16 protein-coding genes and 1 pseudogene are annotated in these 17,220 nt (G+C 61.6%); 12 read left to right on the top strand and 5 right to left on the bottom strand.

The window, feature by feature from the left end; translation table 11 throughout:
• Positions 1 to 18: 18 nt before the first annotated feature.
• Complete coding sequence (locus tag E6B08_RS18990) at positions 19 to 933, bottom strand: LysR family transcriptional regulator (protein ID WP_136915460.1); 915 nt, start codon at positions 931 to 933, stop codon at positions 19 to 21.
• Between the two features lie 112 nt (positions 934 to 1,045).
• Between E6B08_RS18990 and gcl the strand changes: the two genes are divergently transcribed.
• From gcl to leuD, 5 genes are all read left to right on the top strand, one after another.
• Positions 1,046 to 2,830, top strand: coding sequence for a glyoxylate carboligase (gene gcl / locus E6B08_RS18995; protein ID WP_136915461.1), 1,785 nt, complete (start codon positions 1,046 to 1,048; stop codon positions 2,828 to 2,830).
• A 10-nt stretch (positions 2,831 to 2,840) separates the two neighbouring features.
• Positions 2,841 to 3,623 (top strand): hydroxypyruvate isomerase, encoded by a 783-nt coding sequence (gene hyi / locus E6B08_RS19000; protein WP_136915462.1) that lies wholly within the window; start codon positions 2,841 to 2,843, stop codon positions 3,621 to 3,623.
• Between the two features lie 191 nt (positions 3,624 to 3,814).
• Positions 3,815 to 4,708, top strand: a complete 894-nt coding sequence (locus E6B08_RS19005) for a 2-hydroxy-3-oxopropionate reductase (RefSeq protein ID WP_136915463.1) — start codon at positions 3,815 to 3,817, stop codon at positions 4,706 to 4,708.
• 570 nt (positions 4,709 to 5,278) lie between these two features.
• Entirely contained in the window at positions 5,279 to 6,700 is a 1,422-nt protein-coding gene (gene leuC / locus E6B08_RS19010) for a 3-isopropylmalate dehydratase large subunit (RefSeq protein WP_136915464.1), read from the top strand.
• Position 6,701: 1 nt separating this feature from the next.
• Complete coding sequence (leuD, locus tag E6B08_RS19015) at positions 6,702 to 7,310, top strand: 3-isopropylmalate dehydratase small subunit (RefSeq protein ID WP_136915465.1); 609 nt, start codon at positions 6,702 to 6,704, stop codon at positions 7,308 to 7,310.
• A 14-nt stretch (positions 7,311 to 7,324) separates the two neighbouring features.
• Here leuD and E6B08_RS19020 read toward each other — a convergent pair.
• Positions 7,325 to 8,241: pseudogene (locus tag E6B08_RS19020) on the bottom strand (LysR substrate-binding domain-containing protein).
• 136 nt (positions 8,242 to 8,377) lie between these two features.
• On the opposite strand from E6B08_RS19020, the gene E6B08_RS19025 reads away from it, so the two are divergent.
• On the top strand, positions 8,378 to 9,697 hold the full coding sequence (locus tag E6B08_RS19025; protein WP_136915466.1) for a 2-hydroxycarboxylate transporter family protein: 1,320 nt from the start codon (positions 8,378 to 8,380) through the stop codon (positions 9,695 to 9,697).
• Between the two features lie 6 nt (positions 9,698 to 9,703).
• Here the strand turns inward: E6B08_RS19025 and E6B08_RS19030 are convergent, their stop codons facing one another.
• Positions 9,704 to 10,093: an NUDIX hydrolase gene (locus E6B08_RS19030; RefSeq protein ID WP_136915467.1), complete on the bottom strand. Its 390-nt coding sequence runs from the start codon at positions 10,091 to 10,093 to the stop codon at positions 9,704 to 9,706.
• A 438-nt stretch (positions 10,094 to 10,531) separates the two neighbouring features.
• On the opposite strand from E6B08_RS19030, the gene E6B08_RS19035 reads away from it, so the two are divergent.
• The 3 genes from E6B08_RS19035 (at position 10,532) to E6B08_RS19045 (ending at position 11,619) form a co-directional block, all read left to right on the top strand.
• Positions 10,532 to 10,771 carry a hypothetical protein gene (locus E6B08_RS19035; protein WP_136915468.1) on the top strand — a complete coding sequence of 80 codons (240 nt, stop codon included), beginning with the start codon at positions 10,532 to 10,534 and terminating at the stop codon, positions 10,769 to 10,771.
• A gap of 160 nt (positions 10,772 to 10,931) precedes the next feature.
• Positions 10,932 to 11,204, top strand: coding sequence for a DUF3077 domain-containing protein (locus E6B08_RS19040; RefSeq protein WP_136915469.1), 273 nt, complete (start codon positions 10,932 to 10,934; stop codon positions 11,202 to 11,204).
• 109 nt (positions 11,205 to 11,313) lie between these two features.
• Complete coding sequence (locus E6B08_RS19045; protein WP_136915470.1) at positions 11,314 to 11,619, top strand: hypothetical protein; 306 nt, start codon at positions 11,314 to 11,316, stop codon at positions 11,617 to 11,619.
• Positions 11,620 to 11,970: 351 nt separating this feature from the next.
• Here the strand turns inward: E6B08_RS19045 and E6B08_RS31185 are convergent, their stop codons facing one another.
• Positions 11,971 to 12,852, bottom strand: a complete 882-nt coding sequence (locus E6B08_RS31185; protein WP_238349240.1) for a substrate-binding domain-containing protein — start codon at positions 12,850 to 12,852, stop codon at positions 11,971 to 11,973.
• A gap of 9 nt (positions 12,853 to 12,861) precedes the next feature.
• Positions 12,862 to 13,761: a LysR substrate-binding domain-containing protein gene (locus E6B08_RS19055; protein WP_136915471.1), complete on the bottom strand. Its 900-nt coding sequence runs from the start codon at positions 13,759 to 13,761 to the stop codon at positions 12,862 to 12,864.
• Between the two features lie 150 nt (positions 13,762 to 13,911).
• Here E6B08_RS19055 and E6B08_RS19060 point away from each other — a divergent pair, with 150 nt between their 5' ends.
• The 3 genes from E6B08_RS19060 (at position 13,912) to E6B08_RS19070 (ending at position 17,196) form a co-directional block, all read left to right on the top strand.
• Entirely contained in the window at positions 13,912 to 14,769 is an 858-nt protein-coding gene (locus E6B08_RS19060; protein WP_416194357.1) for a transketolase, read from the top strand.
• Positions 14,766 to 15,764, top strand: a complete 999-nt coding sequence (locus E6B08_RS19065; protein WP_136915473.1) for a transketolase family protein — start codon at positions 14,766 to 14,768, stop codon at positions 15,762 to 15,764. Before E6B08_RS19060 ends, E6B08_RS19065 begins: the two co-directional genes overlap by 4 nt.
• A gap of 130 nt (positions 15,765 to 15,894) precedes the next feature.
• On the top strand, positions 15,895 to 17,196 hold the full coding sequence (locus E6B08_RS19070; protein ID WP_136915474.1) for an MFS transporter: 1,302 nt from the start codon (positions 15,895 to 15,897) through the stop codon (positions 17,194 to 17,196).
• Positions 17,197 to 17,220 lie beyond the last annotated feature (24 nt).

The following is a 17,220-nucleotide window of genomic DNA, read 5'->3' on the forward strand; positions in this document are numbered from 1 at the left end:
GCAGGCGCGGGATTGCAATCAAGCGCCGGCATCGTCCCAGTATCCTGCTGTGTTGTAGACCTCTTTAAGGTAGTCGACGAAAAACCTCACCTTGGCTGGCAAGTGGCGCTGTTGCGGCCACACCGCCTGGATGTCGTAGTCTGGCAGCGCGAACTCGTCGAGCACCGTGACCAGCGTGCCCTGGTCGAGCGCCGCCTGGATCTCCCAGGTCGAGCGCCAGCCGATACCGACGCCCTGCTGCATCCACGAGGCGAGCAGCTCGCCATCGTTGCAGGCCAGGTTGCCGCTGACCTTCATGGCCACCGGCCGCCCCTCGCGCAGGAAGGTCCAACCGCGTTGCTGGCCGCCTTGCAGGGTGAAGGCCAGGCAGTTGTGCTCGGCCAGGTCTTCGAGGGTTTGCGGGCGGCCGTGCCGGGCGAAGTACTCCGGCGTGCCGCACACCACCCGGCGGTTGGGGAACAGCTTCACCGCCACATAGTTGGGGTCGCGGATCTCGCCGATGCGGATGCTCAGATCGTAGCCTTCGCTGACCAGGTCGACCACGCTGTCGGTCAGGTTGAAGGCCAGCTTCACGTGGGGGTAGCGCTGCTGGAAACCCAGTGCGTGAGGGGCCACATGCACCCGCCCGAACGCTGCAGGCGCCGATATCTGCAGGCTGCCCTTGACCAGGGATGAACTGCTGCAGATCGCCGCCTCCAGATCATCGAAATCGAGCAACACCTGCTTGGCCCGCTCCAGCAACTGTTCACCCAAGGCGGTCAGTTTCAGGCCGCGGGTGGAGCGATGCATGAGCTTCACCCCCAGGCGTTTTTCCAGGCTGTCGAGGCGCCGCCCCATGATCACCGGCGTGACGCCTTCGACCAGCGCGGCGGCGGCGAAGCTGCCCTTTTGCGCCACCTGCACGAAGCTCTGCAACTCAACGTATCGCCCCATTCCATACCTCAGGTATCGACAGAATCTAACCAAGCGGCCTTCAACCAGGCCAGTCCGTACTCCATGCTGGCACTCATTAAGAAAAATATCGACCACCCGACAGGAGAACACCATGGCCAGAATGAGAGCGATCGAGGCGGCGGTTCAGGTACTGCGCCGCGAAGGCGTGCAAGTGGCGTTCGGCATTCCCGGCGCTGCGATCAACCCATTCTATGCAGCGATGAAGGCGGTCGGCGGCATCGATCACGTCCTCGCTCGCCACGTCGAAGGCGCCTCGCACATGGCCGAGGGCTACACCCGCGCCAACCCCGGCAACATCGGTGTGTGCATCGGCACCTCCGGCCCTGCCGGCACCGACATGGTCACCGGCCTGTACAGCGCCTCGGCCGATTCCATCCCGATCCTCTGCATCACCGGCCAGGCCCCGCGTGCACGCCTGCACAAGGAAGACTTCCAGGCCGTCGACATCACCAGCATCGTCAAGCCGGTGACCAAGTGGGCCACCACCGTGCTCGAGCCCGGCCAGGTGCCGTATGCCTTCCAGAAGGCCTTCTTCGAGATGCGCACTGGCCGCCCAGGCCCGGTGCTGATCGACCTGCCGTTCGACGTGCAGATGGCCGAGATCGAATTCGACATCGACGCCTACGAACCGCTGCCGGTGCACAAGCCTTCGGCCACCCGCATACAGGCGGAAAAAGCCCTGGCCATGCTCAACGACGCCGAGCGCCCGCTGCTGGTGGCCGGTGGCGGCATCATCAACGCCGATGCCAGCGACAAGCTGGTCGCCTTTGCCGAACTGACCGGCGTGCCGGTGATCCCGACCCTGATGGGCTGGGGCAGCATCCCCGACGACCACGCGCAGATGGTCGGCATGGTCGGCCTGCAGACCTCGCACCGCTACGGCAACGCCACCCTGCTGAAATCCGACCTGGTGTTCGGCATCGGCAACCGCTGGGCCAACCGCCACACCGGTTCGGTCGACGTGTACACCGAAGGCCGCAAGTTCGTGCATGTGGACATCGAACCGACCCAGATCGGCCGCGTGTTCACCCCGGACCTGGGCATCGTTTCCGACGCTGGCGCCGCCCTGGACGTGTTCCTCGAAGTGGCCCGCGAGTGGAAGGCCGCCGGCAAGCTCAAGTGCCGCCAGGCCTGGCTGGAAGACTGCCAGCAGCGCAAAGCCAGCCTGCAGCGCAAGACCCACTTCGACAACGTGCCGGTCAAGCCGCAGCGCGTGTACGAAGAGATGAACCAGGTGTTCGGCAAGGACACCTGCTACGTCAGCACCATCGGCCTGTCGCAGATCGCCGGCGCGCAGTTCCTGCATGTGTACAAGCCGCGTCACTGGATCAACTGCGGCCAGGCCGGCCCGCTGGGCTGGACCATTCCGGCCGCGCTCGGCGTGGTCAAGGCCGACCCGCAACGCAAGGTGGTGGCGCTGTCGGGCGACTACGACTTCCAGTTCATGATCGAAGAGCTGGCGGTAGGCGCGCAGTTCAACCTGCCATATGTGCACGTATTGGTGAACAACGCCTACCTCGGGCTGATTCGCCAGGCACAACGTGGCTTCGACATGGATTACTGTGTACAACTGGCATTCGAGAACATCAACGCGTGCGATGATGCCGCCAGCTATGGCGTGGATCATATCGCCGTGGTCGAGGGCCTGGGCTGCAAGGCCATCCGCGTGTTCGAGCCCCATGCCATCGGCCCTGCCCTGCGTGAAGCGCAGCGCATGGCCGAGCAGTACCGGGTGCCGGTGGTGGTGGAGATCATCCTGGAGCGGGTGACCAACATCGCCATGGGCACCGAGATCAATGCCGTCAACGAATTCGAAGAACTCGCGACCACTGCCGCCGATGCGCCGACGTCGATTCTGACCCTTCGAGACCTTTAAGGAGAGCCCTATGCCACGCTTCGCTGCCAACCTGTCCATGCTGTTCACCGAACAGGATTTCCTGGCCCGCTTCAAGGCGGCCGCCGATGCTGGTTTCAGCGGCGTCGAGTACCTTTTCCCCTACGATTTCGGCGCCGCCGAGATCAAGCAACAACTCGACGCCAACGGCCTGACCCAGGTGCTGTTCAACCTCCCTGCCGGCGACTGGGGCAAGGGTGAGCGCGGCATCGCCTGCCACCCCGACCGCATCGAAGAATTCCGCGCAGGCGTCGACAAGGCCATCGAGTACGCCAAGGTGCTGGGCAACACCCAGGTCAACGCCCTGGCCGGCATCCGCCCGCAAGGCCCGGACTGCGCCACCGTGCGCAAGACCTTCGTCGACAACCTGCGCTTTGCCGCCGACAAGTTGAAGGCCGCCGGCATCCGCCTGGTCATGGAAATGATCAACACCCGCGACATCCCCGGCTTCTACCTGAACACCACCCAGCAAGCCCTGGAGATTCATGCCGAGGTGGGCAGCGACAACCTGTTCCTGCAGTACGACATCTATCACATGCAGATCATGGAAGGTGACCTGGCGCGGACCATGGAAGCCAACCTGCCCCTGATCAACCACATCCAGTTGGCGGACAACCCGGGGCGCAACGAGCCGGGGACCGGCGAGATCAACTACCGCTTCCTGTTCGAGCACCTGGACCGCATCGGCTACCAGGGTTGGATCGGCGCGGAGTACAAGCCCAAGACCACCACCGAAGCGGGCCTGGGCTGGCTGAAGACCCACAACGCGATCTAACGAACAACTCGAGCCTCCCTGTGGGAGCGGCCTTGTGTCGCGATTGGGCTGCGCAGCAGCCCCGGCCCTCTTTGCCGAGGCGAAAATCCTGGGGCCGCTGCGCGCCCCTTTCGCGACGCAAGGCCGCTCCCACAAAGGGCCCAAAGCGCCTGTTCCAGCGGGATTCGACAAATACAAAGAGGTAATCTCTCATGGCTAAAATCGGTTTCATCGGCACCGGCATCATGGGCAGCCCCATGGCTCAGAACCTGCAAAAGGCAGGTCACAGCCTGTTCCTCTCTACCCACCACAAACCCGCTCCGGCGTCGCTGACCGACGCGGGGGCAGTGGCCTTGGCCAGTCCCAAGGAAGTCGCGCAAGAAGCCGAATTCGTCATCGTCATGCTCCCCGACACTCCACAGGTCGAAGAGGTGCTGTTCGGTGACAACGGCGTTGCCCAGGGCCTGGGCCCGAACAAGGTGGTGATCGACATGAGCTCGATCTCGCCCACCGCCACCAAGGCCTTCGCCGAGAAGATCAAGGCCACCGGTGCTGCCTACCTGGACGCCCCCGTATCGGGCGGCGAAGTCGGCGCCAAGGCCGCGACCCTGAGCATCATGGTCGGTGGTGACACCGCGGTATTCGAGCGCGCGCTGCCGCTGCTACAGGCCATGGGCAAGAACATCACGCTGGTCGGTGGCAATGGCGACGGGCAGACCGCCAAGGTGGCCAACCAGATCATCGTCGCCCTGAACATCCAGGCCGTGGGCGAAGCACTGCTGTTCGCCGCCAAGAACGGCGCGGACCCGGCCAAGGTGCGTGAAGCGCTGATGGGTGGCTTTGCCTCGTCGAAGATTCTCGAAGTGCATGCCGAGCGGATGATCAAGGGCACCTTCGACCCGGGCTTCCGCATCAATCTGCACCAGAAGGACCTGAACCTGGCATTGCAAGGCGCCAAGGAGCTAGGCATCAACCTGCCCAATACCTCCAACGCCCAGCAAGTGTTCAACACCTGCCAGGCACTGGGTGGCGGCAACTGGGACCACTCGGCGCTGATCAAGGGGCTGGAGCACATGGCCAACTTCTCCATTCGCGACGACAAGTAATCCTGTTGTAGGCCTCTCTGGCCCTTTCGCGGGTAAACCCGCTCCTACAGGTACACCGCCGCCTTCAAAATCGGCGGGCCCCTGTAGGAGCGGGTTTGCCCGCGAAGAAGCCAACACCGCCTTCAAAATCGGCGGGATCCTGTAGGAGCGGGTTTGCCCGCGAAGAAGCCAACACCGCCTTCAAAATCGGCGGGATCCTGTAGGAGCGGGTTTACCCGCGAAGAAGCCAACACCGCCTTCAAAATCGGCGGGATCCTGTAGGAGCGGGTTTACCCGCGAAGAAGCCAACACCGCCTTCAAAATCGGCGGGATCCTGTAGGAGCGGGTTTACCCGCGAAGAAGCCAACACCGCCTTCAAAATCGGCGGGATCCTGTAGGAGCGGGTTTACCCGCGAAGAAGCCAACACCGATAAACCTGCAACCCTCTATTGATTCACAATTCGTGAATCAACCCTCTCCATTCCCCACCTTTATTCGCTTCCCGGACTCGCTAAGCTGGCCCCACCACTGCCCTGCAGTGAACGTGACGCCTGCGGGCTGTACCAATAACAACATCGGGTACCGATAGCGATGAAAGCGCCCAGAACGCTGTACCAGAAACACATCGACTCCCACACCGTCTGCGAACTGGACGATCAAGGGCATGTGCTGCTCTATATCGACCGTCAGGTGGCCAACGAATACACCAGCCCGCAGGCCTTCAGCGGCCTGCGCGAAGCCGGGCGCACGGTATGGCGCCCCGCCGCGACCCTGTGCGTGGTCGACCACGTCAACCCCACCGCCGCCGAACGCGTCGCCACCATGCCCGATGCCGGGGGCGCACTGCAGGTCGACTACTTCACCCGCAACTGCCGCGACTTCGGCATCGAGCTGTTCGACGTGCTGGACAAACGCCAGGGCATCGAACACGTGGTCGCGCCCGAGCAGGGCTTCATCCTGCCTGGCATGGTGGTCGCCGCCGGCGATAGCCACACCACCACCTACGGCGCACTGGGCGCCTTCGGCTTCGGCATCGGCACCTCGGAAATCGAACACCTGCTGGCCACCCAGACCCTGGTCTACAAGCGCCTCAAGAGCATGCGCGTCACGGTCGACGGCACGCCCGGGCCGGGCCTGGTTTCCAAGGACATCATCATGGAGCTGATCCGCCAGATCGGCGCATCCGGCGCCACCGGCTACGCCATCGAATTCACCGGCCCCGCCATCCGTGCACTGAGCGTCGAGGCGCGCATGACCATCTGCAACATGGCCGTCGAGGCCGGGGCGCGAGGTGCGTTCATGGCCCCCGATGAAAAGGTCTTCGCCTACCTCGCCGACAAGCCCCGCGCACCCAAGGGTGAGCTCTGGCAGGCCGCGTTGGCGCAGTGGAAAACCCTCTACACCGACGAGGGCGCGACGTTCGACCGTGAAGTGCACATGCATGTCGAGCAGCTGCAACCGATGGTCACCTGGGGCACCAGCCCCGACCAGGCCGCCGCGATCACCGGCTGCGTGCCCGACCCCAGCACCCAGCCCGACCTGATCCTGCGCCGCGACCTGGAGCGCGCCCTGCGCTACATGGACCTGCAGCCGGGCACTGCGCTCAGCGGCATCCGCATCAGCCACGCGTTCATCGGCTCGTGCACCAATGCGCGCATCGAGGACCTGCGCGATGCCGCGCGGGTGGTCAAGGGCCGCAAGGTCGCTGCGGGGGTGCGCGCCATGATCGTGCCCGGCTCCACGCAAGTGCGCGATCACGCCGAAGCCGAAGGGCTGGCCGAGATCTTCAAGAACGCAGGCTTCGAATGGCGCCAGTCCGGTTGTTCGATGTGCCTGGCCATGAACGACGATGTGCTCAACCCCGGCGACCGCTGCGCATCCAGCACCAACCGCAACTTCGAAGGGCGCCAGGGCCAGGGCGCCCGCACCCATCTGATGAGCCCGGCGATGGTCGCCGCCGCAGCGGTAACCGGCCACCTGGTCGACGTTCGTACACTGGTCCTGGAGGCTTGAGATGCAACCATTCAATTTTGTAGAGGGCGTGGCCGCGCCCATCCTGGCCGCCAACGTGGACACCGACGTGATCATGCCCAAGCAGTTTCTCAAGGGCATTGACCGCAGTGGCCTGGACCGTGGCGCTTTCTTCGATCTGCGCTTCCTTGAAGACGGCAGCGCCAACCCGGATTTCGTACTTAACCAGGCGCCTTGGCAACACAGCGCATTTCTGGTGGTGGGGCCGAACTTCGGCTGCGGGTCGAGCCGCGAACATGCGGTGTGGGGCTTGAAACAACTGGGTATTCGCGCGCTGATCGGCACGACCTTCGCCGGCATCTTCTTTGATAACTGCCAACGCAACGGCGTGTTGACCATCCAATTGCCGCCCGCCGAGCTGAAGGAGCTGGGTGAGTTGGTCAGCCAGGCGGAAGGCGCGCATATCGCCGTCGACCTCCAGGCGCAGCATATCCTCCTGGCCGATGGCCGCGCCCTGGCGTTCGACATCGACACCCTGCGCAAGCAGGCGCTGCTGCAAGGGCTCGACGCCATCGGCAGCACCCTCACCCGCAGCGAACAGATCCGCAGCTTCGAAACCCGGCACCTGCAAGCCAACCCCTGGCTCGCCTGAGCCGGCGTTGGGCTTCAGTCGGCGCGCAGGCGGCTGAAGCTCGCTTCGAGGAACTCCACGCACACCCGCAGCTTGGCGGAGTCCGCCAGGCGCGTCGGGTAAACGGCCCAGACGTTGGCGCTCTGGCTGTAGTCGTGGAGCACCTGCACCAAGCGCCCCTGCTCCAGCAGCGGCTTGACATCCCACATCGAACGCAGCAGCAAGCCTCGGTGGTTGAGCGCCCACTGCAAGACGATCTCGCCGTTGTTCGACGAGAGCCGGCCGTTGACCCGCACCTCCTCTTCCCGCTCGCCCGAGCGCAACTGCCACACGCCAAAGGGGTTGTTGCGCTCCTTCAGCACCAGGCAATCATGCCCGGCCAAATCGTCCAGCGTGCTAGGTACGCCACGTTGTTCGAGGTACTCGGGCGTTGCGCAGATCACCCTGCGGTTGGCCACCAGCTGGCGGCTGATGTGCTGCCCAGGAATGTCATCGCCAACGCGAATCTCCAGGTCGAACCCTTCGGCAACGATATCGACGACGCGGTCGTATACATCGAGGCGCACTTCCAGGTCCGGGTAGGCACTGGACAGCTCGGCGATGGCCGGTGCCACGTAGTTACGCCCGAAGCCAAAGCTGCTGCACACGTGCAGCAAGCCACGGGGCGCCTTGCGCACCTGGCTCAGGTCGCCCATGAAGTCATCGAGGTTGTCGAGGATGCGCACCGCCCATTGCTGGGCGCGCAAGCCTGCGTCGGTCAAGGCGATGCGCCGAGGGCTGCGATGCAGCAGGCGGGTGCCCAGGGTTTCCTCGAGAATCTTGATGCGCTTGCTGACGTAGGCAGGCGACTGGTCGAGCTCCAACGCCGCCCCGAAAAGCTGCCCATGCGAATGACCGTGAGAAACACGCGCAGGTCATCAGGCAGCGGCGTTGATTCATGATTCGTGTTCATAGCGTGCATGGATGCGCCGTTCCTTTACGAATCGGCGAAGGATAGCATTTTCTCCAGCCTAGGCATGCCTTTGGCAACACACGTGAACCTGGCCCTGTAGCCCCTCCTCGCACAACAATAAACAGAGGAACTCAGCATGACCCTCGCAACCCATGCAGTCCCGAACCGGCGCCGCTTCAGCGCGCTGCTGGAGTATGAAATCGGCGTGATCCCGCTGCCCTACTTCCTCGGTATCGCCCTGATCGTTTTTCTCTCCGCCCACCTGGGCTACCTGCCCAAGACCATGATCGGCGGCCTGGCCGTGATCATGACCCTGGGCATGCTGCTCGGCCAGGTCGGCCAGCGCCTGCCGTTGCTACGCGACATCGGCGGGGGTGCCATTCTCTGCCTGCTGCTGCCCTCGGTGCTGGTGTACTACGGCTTTTTCGGCAGCACCACCATCGACGCCACGAAGATGCTGATGAAGGATGCCAACTTCCTCTATTTCGTGATCGCGAGCCTGGTGGTCGGCAGCATCCTCGGCATGAACCGGACGATCCTGGTGCAGGGCATGATCCGCATGTTCGTGCCGCTGGTAGTCGGCACCCTGGCCGCTGTGCTGGCCGGCCTGGCGGTGGGCGTGTGCTTCGGCTATTCGGTGCACCACACCTTCTTCTACATCATCGTGCCGATCATCGGCGGCGGCATTGGCGAAGGCATCCTGCCGCTGTCGCTGGCCTACGCGCACATCCTCGGTGGCACGCCCGAGCAGTATGTGGCGCAACTGGTGCCTGCGGCGGTGGTGGGTAACGTGGTGGCGATCATCTGCGCCGGCACCCTCGCCCGCCTGGCAGCGCGCAAACCGCACCTCAACGGCGACGGCCAACTGATCCGCGCCCGCGCACAAAACGACCTCTTCCGCGAGGAAGCCGAGGACGACAGCGCCATCGACTTCCGCTACATGGGCGCGGGCGTCCTGCTGATCTGCGCCTTCTTCGTGCTGGGTGGGCTGCTGGAAAAGCTGGTGCACATCCCAGGCCCGGTGATGATGATTCTGGTGGCAGTGGTGTTCAAGTACGTGCGGGTGCTGCCCGAGCGCCTGGAAAAAGGCAGCAAGCGCTTCTACAAGTTGATTTCCACGGCGTTCATCTGGCCGGTGATGATCGGCCTGGGCATGCTGTACGTGCCGCTCGACAGCGTGGCCAGCGTGTTCTCGGTAGGTTACGTGCTGGTCTGCGCCTCGGTGGTGGTCGCCATGACTGCGGCAGGTTTTCTCATCGGCAACCTGTTGAAGATGTTCCCCATCGAGTCGGCTATCGTCACTTGCTGCCACAGCGGCTTGGGCGGCACCGGCGACGTGGCCATTCTTTCGGCCTGCAATCGCATGTCGCTGATGCCCTTCGCGCAGATTTCCACACGTATCGGCGGCGCTTCTACGGTGATTGGTGCGACGTTGCTGCTGGGCATTTTCAGCTGAGGGGCCTCATGCACAGCGCTTGAGGATGGTCCTGATCGGGCGCCTGACCCGGCGCTTGGCTACCTGCTTGGGCCTGAGCCAGCGACAGGCCTCGATCTCGTTCAGAGGTCGAGGCTTGGCTGTGGTTTTACGGGCTTCGAACAGGTAGTGGATGACCTTCTCTTCCCGGTACTCGGCGATATAGCGCAGTTCGTCGAAATCCAGGCCGGTTTCCTCGACCATCTCCCGCCGCGCCGCTTGCAAGGGCGTTTCATTGCGCTCGACCGTACCACCGGGCAGGTTCCACTTGGCGTTGCGCTTGCGCACGAACAGCACCTCGCCATCACGGCGACAGATCACCGTGGCGCGGAGCTTGATGCCTTTTCGTTTTGCGGTAGCAGTGTCCATTGCCTTCATGCGTAGTCCCGGGTCATGTGGTTGAACTGAGCTCGTGGAAGGTTGCTTTTCCGAGCTTATCGTTCGCATGTGTCGATTGAATGACCGTGGGGGGAGCGTGATGGTTCAGCGATTTGTCACTGCCCGGATACGCAAATGTATCGGACAAGAAATCAGATTAAGGCTCTTTCTTGTAGGACGTTTCCCAAAGATACTAGGCCCGCCTGTTTTTCGTTGCGGTCGCTCTAACAGCATCCTAGTCTCGGTGGGTCGTTGCATATCAACGACCGGCTTTGACAGGCCGTCACGAAACACAGTGCATCGCCGTTCATGGCGGTTGTGCATGGGGCACGCTCGCGTGCGCCGGTTTCTGTGTTCGCCGGTCTGTCAACCTATGCACAGCTGCCACCTTTCCGTTTGACAGCGGATCGGCGGTGGCCCCATTGAGAACACAGTACGATGCTGAAGATAGTCCCCGATCCACCCAATCCCCAATCCCTGGAAGACACGCTGATGATGGCCTCGGACTACGCGCTCTGCGCAGAAGCCGTTGCGCACCAGGCTGCCCTGATGCAGCCCAGGTCTCCGGCGGCGTTGCTGATCATGACGACGGTGCATGAACTTGAAGGCCTGCGAAAGTTGATCGAATCAGCTTTGGCCCAAGTCCAGATCCGAACGGATCAGCAAGTCCTCCACTAATCCACATCACGTTATGCCTGGCCTGGCCACATTGCAGTTAAGGCCGGTTCCAATCACGGCCCACCACGATCCCCCCAGCTTGGCGGTGGACACGTGTAGGAGCCGGCTTGCCGGCGATGATGCCTGCCCAGGCACCCAAAATTTCAGGGAAAGAAAAATCATGTCCAACGACCGCAAACGCACAATCGGCAAAACCCAGTTCTACCAGGGCGAAGACCAAACCCAGCCGCTGTTCTGCATATCCCCCGGCATCCCCTGCGAATACGCCCGCGAACAAGCCTCCGAATTGCTGGGTTACGTACGCGACCTCACCATCGCCGGCGTGATGGAAGAACAACCCCAGCTGATCTGGGCCTCGCACTACTTGAGCGCCCTGGCCAAGGCCCTCTTGGATGACGCCGAACTGGGCATGAACCATCAGGAAAAGCACTGACGCCCTCCCCCAACCCCACCCCACGGGTGGGAGCGGCCTCGTGTCGCGAAAGGGCCGCAAAGCGGCCCCAGCGCCCCAGAACTCGCCGCAGAACCAACGGAAAACCACCATGCATGCAAACGACCCCATGGGCCTTCTCACTTTCAATCAAAGACTGTCAGCGCTCAGTCCCCAGCCACCTATGCCCATGCTCACCGTCGCCCCAGGCGCGCGCCTCAAACGCGTATCGACAGAAGCCTCGAACCTGCTCGAATGCGCCCGCTATCTGGACTACACCGGCGTCATGCTGGCCGACCGAAAAAGGATCGGCGCCGCCCAGCACATCAGCGCGATGGTGAAGGTATTGCTGAATGAAATCGAGCGGGTCGCGCAGCCTTCACAGCATTTGGGGCTTCTGACCAACAGGCCTGGCTGAAACTACGCTGGGCATGCGAAACCGCCATTCAAGCGCGGTTTCGCAAGCATAGTGGCTTGTGGTCTGATGCGATGAGGGCTGGGCCGATTCCAATGTTCGGATGGCCCGGTTACGGGTACGGTTCGCCCCGTGAATGGGTCAGGCGATGATCTTCAGGAAGATCATGGTCGCCAGCAGATCCAGGACCAGCACGGCGACTACGACGAAGATCATGTAGTAGCGGTCGTCTTGAGTCATTTTTGCGTTCCCCCAGGTGCGTGCTTTTGCAGGGGAGGAGCAATTCTTGTTCCAAGGCGCGTTTAACCGAGCCAGCTATGCGCACCGACCTGGACCATCTGCCGGCCTATACCGTTAACTGGCGGTGTGAGCCAGTGGCGTCAGACCACTGTCTTTGATGGCTGCGTCGGCTTCTTGTGACGCCAGGTAGTCGAGTAATGCCTGGGCTGCAGCATGGTGCTGGCTCTTGCTGACGACAGCGCCGCAATACAGGGTCATCTTCTGAGCTTCGGCCGGGATGAGGCCCACAATGTCGATTCCCTTCACTGGCTTGAGCTCACTTAGCTGCTGGAAGCCGATCTGCGCCTGCCCCCGAGCGACTACGGCGCCAACGGGTTCGGCCGGGATCATGTGGGCCTTGGCCTCGAACTCGCTACCAAGGTGCATACGAGGGAACAACGTCTTGGAAAGGTATACGCCGCTTGCGCTGTCGGAATAGGCGACAGAGGCGCTGTGTTGCAGCACTGTGCGCAACCCCTGCATAGTGCTGATATCCGGCTTTGGTTCGCCTTTGCGTACGGCCATGGCAATGAACGATTGTCCGAGATCCACCCGGCTGTCTATCTTCAGCATTTGCAGTGCCATCCGCTTGCGCGCCAAGTCTGCATCGTTCGCAGTCTGGCGGACCGCCTGCGTCCTGAGCACCTCATAGGTAAGGACATTGCACGCTGCTTGTGTCACGCCACCCTTTTGCTGGACGTCGAAAGCGGCTCGTTGCCGCTCAGCATGCATCCTTGCCGGATCATACTGAAACTCGTCAATTTGCTCCTCAAGCGTCAGGCTGTTGGCAGCCGCCAAGTTCATGTCCATCCTCCCCGCGATCGCGCACGCCTCCCCTGTGGTCAATGCCAGCGCGATACTTTCGTACTGAGCGTCCTGCATCACGGGCTTTTCAGGCTGGACAGCACATCCCGATAGCATGACGGCAGCCATGAGCATAGGAACATAAATTTTCATCAGATCACCTCACGTCGTGGGTCGACTGCTCCTGGCCAACTCTTTGAACAACCAGTGCTTTAGCTGGTGAACTGCCTGGGCCTGCCGAGGACGGCGTGGGTGCACCAGGTAGTGACCCACGTAGCGAACGCTATTGCTGACATCGCGAAGCGGGCTGACCAAGCGGCCACTAGCCAACTCCTGCTCGGCTACCAGGTCAGACTCAAGTACGACCCCCAGCCCTGCTGCCGCAGCGGCTATACCCATGGAACTCCTGTCAAACGCCAAACCGTAGCTACTCGGCGGCTGCATGCCGTTCGCTGCAAACCAGCCTTTCCACTGGATGGACTGGCCGTCGCTCTGGATCAGGAACTGGGAATACAAATCCTGTGGGGTGCGCAGGTACTTGGCGACCTCCGGGCTACATAGCGGTGTCAGCTCCTCGATGCGTAGCGGCGTCTTCTCATGGGGCGAAGGTCTCGGCTCACCGTAGACGATGTCCAGGTCGAAATCATCGTTATCGAACAGCGCATAGTCCGTGCTCGCCGAAATACGCAGATCAATGCCGGGGTGATCTTTCAGGAAACTCGCTAACCGCGGCACCAACCACTGGCTGGCGAATGTAGGCGCGGTGTGCAGACGCAGAGGTACTGCAGGCTCGTTGGTCGCGATCGCAAGGCCTCGACTCATTTCTTCAAACCCCCGCTGAACGTGATCCAGCAGCATGGCGCCTTCTGGCGTCAGGGCGGTATTGCGCGTGTTCCGCGTGAAGAGGGTGAGTCCGGCGGCCGCTTCCAGTTTGCGAATCGCATGGCTGACCGCGCTCGGGGAGAGATCGAGCTCCTTTGCTGCCTCGATAAACGAGCAGGTACGGCCCGCTGCTTCGAAAACCCTGAGGGCAGGAAGAGGCACCCGTTTCAACAGTTTCATTGATGAATCCAGTTCATTAACGGACGAATTTAAACCTTTTGTCGAGCCATTATTTTTACATGAATATCAGGAGATTACCCAATTAGGTTGCTGACCGATGAATAGTTTGCGTCAGCAATCCCGGATCGCTGGTCACCAATGGAGAACAATATGACCGAGATTCACCACCCGCTCTTGGCCAGGATGTCGGAACATGCGTGGCGTATTCGGCGTTTCGCCTTGCGCATGGGCGAGGTTCAGGGCCAGGGCTATGTGGGCCAGGCGCTGGGCTGGGCCGACGTGCTTGCCGTTGCTTACTGCCACGCCATGAACATGCGTGCTGAGGATCCTGAATGGGAGGGCCGTGACCGATTCCTGCTTTCGCATGGTCATTACGCCATCGCGCTATACGCAGCTCTGCTGGAAGCCGGGGTGCTTCCCGAAGAAGAACTGGAGACCTACGGTTCCGACGACAGCCGACTCCCTATGTCCGGTATGGCCACCTATACCCCCGGCATGGAGATCTCGGGTGGTTCACTCGGTCAAGGCTTGGCGATCGCGGTAGGCCAAGCCCTCGCGCTACGCATGAAGGGCAACGATGCCTTCGTTTACAACTCGATGTCCGACGGGGAGCTGGACGAGGGCGCGGTGTGGGAAGCGGCAATGTCCGCCTCGCATCATCAGTTGGGCAACCTGATCAACCTGGTAGACATCAACCGCCAGCAGGCCGATGGCCCTTCCCATGACATCCTCCAGTTCGAGCCTCTGGTCGATAAATGGGCGGCGTTTGGCTGGCATGTACAACGTGTAGACGGCAACGACCTACAGGCGGTGATCGAGGCGTTCGACCTTGCTCGTGGTTTCACGGGGGACAAACCTCGCGTGATCCTGTTCGACACCCTGATGGGTAAGGGTGTGCCATTCCTGGAGCAGCGGGACAAGAACCACTTCATCCGGGTCGAGCCCGAGGAGTGGCAGCAAGCACTTACAGACCTCGACGAGATCTACGCGACCCGGAGCCCACAATGAACGCCACCGCGCCAAAGCCCAAACTCACGACTTCGTCCATGATCGCTTCTATCGCAAGCGAGGGGCAGCGAACCACCTCGGCACCGTTTGGCCACGCCCTGGTCACGGCAGGTCAAAAGAACCCTCGTATTGTCGGCATGACTGCGGATTTGGCTAAGTACACCGACATGCACATATTCGCTCAGCGCTATCCAGAGCGATTCTTACAAATGGGTATGGCTGAGCAATTGCTTATGGCTGCCGCCGGCGGTATGGCCAAGGAAGGCTTCGTGCCCTTCGCCACCACCTACGCGGTATTCGCCACCCGACGCGCTTATGACTTCATTCATCAAGTCATCGCTGAGGAGAACCTGAACGTCAAAATCTGCGCAGCGCTGCCGGGCTTGACGACTGGGTACGGCCCGAGCCATCAGGCTACAGAGGATCTAGCGATGATGCGCGCGATTCCGCAGATGATGGTTATCGATCCTTGCGACGCATTGGAAACCGAGCAGTGCGTGGCCGCGATCGCTGAGCACGACGGCCCTGTCTATATGCGCCTGCCTCGTGGGCGGGTACCGCTGATTCTCGACGAGTACGATTACCGTTTCGAGCTCGGTAAAGCCCAGCGCCTACGCGATGGCAACGATGTGCTGGTCATTTCCTCGGGCCTTATGACAATGCGTGCTCTGGAAGTCGCAGACGAATTGGCCAAGCACAAAGTGGACACCGCCGTTTTGCACGTTCCGACAATTAAGCCGCTCGATGTCCAGACCATCCTGGAGCAATGCCGGCGCGAAGGCCGCCTGGTAGTCATTGCGGAAAACCACACTCAAATCGGCGGCCTGGGTGAGGCCATCGCCATGGCCTTATTGCAGGCCCGCGTACAGCCTGAAGTGCGTCACGTTGCGCTGCCCGATCAGTTCCTGGATGCAGGCGCACTGCCGACATTGCACGACCGCTACGGCATCTCCAAAGACGTCATGGTCGCCAACATTCAGCGCTGGCTAGGCTGACCATTCCCTGCCCTCACGGTAGCGCCCGCTCACGTTGAATGCCCTTCTGCCTGGGTACGTTGAGCGGGCTCTCGTTCCGCACACTCCGTTGCTCCTCTGGATCGTCCCAATAAGTACAAAGGTGATGGCGATGCAAAAAGGCACCAATCTTCTGAAGAAAAAACGTGTATGGATCTATGCGTTTCTCTTCACCCTGACCTTGATCAACTACGTCGACCGTGTGTCGCTCTCGGTCGCGTCCAAAGTTCTCAAGGAAGAGTTCGACATCTCGCCGGTTGCGATGGGATACCTCTTCTCCTCGTTCGTCTGGCTCTACTTTCTCGCGCTCATCCCCATGGGCTATCTCGTAGGCCGCTTCGGACCGAAAAAGGTCAACGGCTATGGGATAGGTGTCTGGTCGGTGGCAACTGCCTGCACCGCACTGTCGACAGGTTTCATCTCATTGCTCAGTTGCAGGCTGATCATGGGCATGGGGGAGGCTACCACCTACCCCGCCGGTGCCCGGGTCATCCGCGAATGGATGCCGCTCAAAGAGCGCGGTATGGCCACTGCAGTCTTCCACAGCGGCAGCCTGGTCGGGCCCGCCATTGGTGCCATTGGTTTCGGCTGGCTGATCAGTACATTCGGCTGGCGCATCGCATTTGTCGTGGCCGGTGCATTGGGCTTCGTCTGGCTGGCTGCCTGGTTGAGATGGTACAGCCATCCCGCTAAAGCGCCGTGGCTGGGGGATGCCGAACGCGCAGAAATTGCCGCTGGCAGCATCTCCTCCAGCGCAGACCCTGCCCGGACTGTTTCCCTTGGTCTGAAAGGCCTCGCTCGCTCAAGCAGCATGTGGGCCATCGCCCTGTCCCATGGATGTGCGGTCTATGCCACCTACTTCTTCCTGACCTGGTTGCCAAGCTATCTGCAAGCCGAGAAAGGTCTGACGGTGATGTCGAGCGGTATCTACACCGCGATTCCGTATCTGGGCGCTGCAGTGCTTGCCATCGTCATTGGTCGCTTGAGTGACAAAGTGATGCGCCCAGGGGCCGCAGAATCGGGACAGAGGCGCATGGTCGTTGCCAGCGTTCTGCTGGCGTCTTCGGTCATCTTCCTGGTTCCTGCAATCGACAATACCTGGGCAATTCTTTTCGTCATCACGCTTTCGCTGGCCACTTGTGCCTCAGCGATTTCCCTGAACCTCTCGCTGGTCAACGATCTGGTGCGTTCGGAAGACGACGTCGGCACTGCAGCTGGCTTCATCACTGCAGTCGGCAATCTGTTCGGTCTGCTCGCTCCGATCGTGACCGGCTACGTGGTGGCCGGCTCTGGCAGCTTCGCCTTGGCCTTCGTCGTCGTCGGCGCATTACTTGTGATCGGCTCAGTCCTCTCGATGTTCTGTACGCGTCGGCCCATCGGCTTTGCAGCCTCCGGCAAACAGGCCATGGCCTGAATCAATAGCAAATGAAGGAAGTAG

Source organism: Pseudomonas putida (assembly GCF_005080685.1).
Lineage (GTDB): Bacteria > Pseudomonadota > Gammaproteobacteria > Pseudomonadales > Pseudomonadaceae > Aquipseudomonas > Aquipseudomonas putida_V.

Excerpts from the sequence above, each read along its gene's own strand:
- E6B08_RS18990 (WP_136915460.1), bottom strand. The coding sequence starts at position 933 with ATGGGGCGATACGTTGAGTTGCAGAGCTTCGTGCAGGTGGCGCAAAAG.
- gcl (WP_136915461.1), top strand. The coding sequence starts at position 1,046 with ATGGCCAGAATGAGAGCGATCGAGGCGGCGGTTCAGGTACTGCGCCGC.
- hyi (WP_136915462.1), top strand. The coding sequence starts at position 2,841 with ATGCCACGCTTCGCTGCCAACCTGTCCATGCTGTTCACCGAACAGGAT.
- E6B08_RS19005 (WP_136915463.1), top strand. The coding sequence starts at position 3,815 with ATGGCTAAAATCGGTTTCATCGGCACCGGCATCATGGGCAGCCCCATG.
- leuC (WP_136915464.1), top strand. The coding sequence starts at position 5,279 with ATGAAAGCGCCCAGAACGCTGTACCAGAAACACATCGACTCCCACACC.
- leuD (WP_136915465.1), top strand. The coding sequence starts at position 6,702 with ATGCAACCATTCAATTTTGTAGAGGGCGTGGCCGCGCCCATCCTGGCC.
- E6B08_RS19025 (WP_136915466.1), top strand. The coding sequence starts at position 8,378 with ATGACCCTCGCAACCCATGCAGTCCCGAACCGGCGCCGCTTCAGCGCG.
- E6B08_RS19030 (WP_136915467.1), bottom strand. The coding sequence starts at position 10,093 with ATGAAGGCAATGGACACTGCTACCGCAAAACGAAAAGGCATCAAGCTC.
- E6B08_RS19035 (WP_136915468.1), top strand. The coding sequence starts at position 10,532 with ATGCTGAAGATAGTCCCCGATCCACCCAATCCCCAATCCCTGGAAGAC.
- E6B08_RS19040 (WP_136915469.1), top strand. The coding sequence starts at position 10,932 with ATGTCCAACGACCGCAAACGCACAATCGGCAAAACCCAGTTCTACCAG.
- E6B08_RS19045 (WP_136915470.1), top strand. The coding sequence starts at position 11,314 with ATGCATGCAAACGACCCCATGGGCCTTCTCACTTTCAATCAAAGACTG.
- E6B08_RS31185 (WP_238349240.1), bottom strand. The coding sequence starts at position 12,852 with ATGAAAATTTATGTTCCTATGCTCATGGCTGCCGTCATGCTATCGGGA.
- E6B08_RS19055 (WP_136915471.1), bottom strand. The coding sequence starts at position 13,761 with ATGAAACTGTTGAAACGGGTGCCTCTTCCTGCCCTCAGGGTTTTCGAA.
- E6B08_RS19060 (WP_416194357.1), top strand. The coding sequence starts at position 13,912 with ATGACCGAGATTCACCACCCGCTCTTGGCCAGGATGTCGGAACATGCG.
- E6B08_RS19065 (WP_136915473.1), top strand. The coding sequence starts at position 14,766 with ATGAACGCCACCGCGCCAAAGCCCAAACTCACGACTTCGTCCATGATC.
- E6B08_RS19070 (WP_136915474.1), top strand. The coding sequence starts at position 15,895 with ATGCAAAAAGGCACCAATCTTCTGAAGAAAAAACGTGTATGGATCTAT.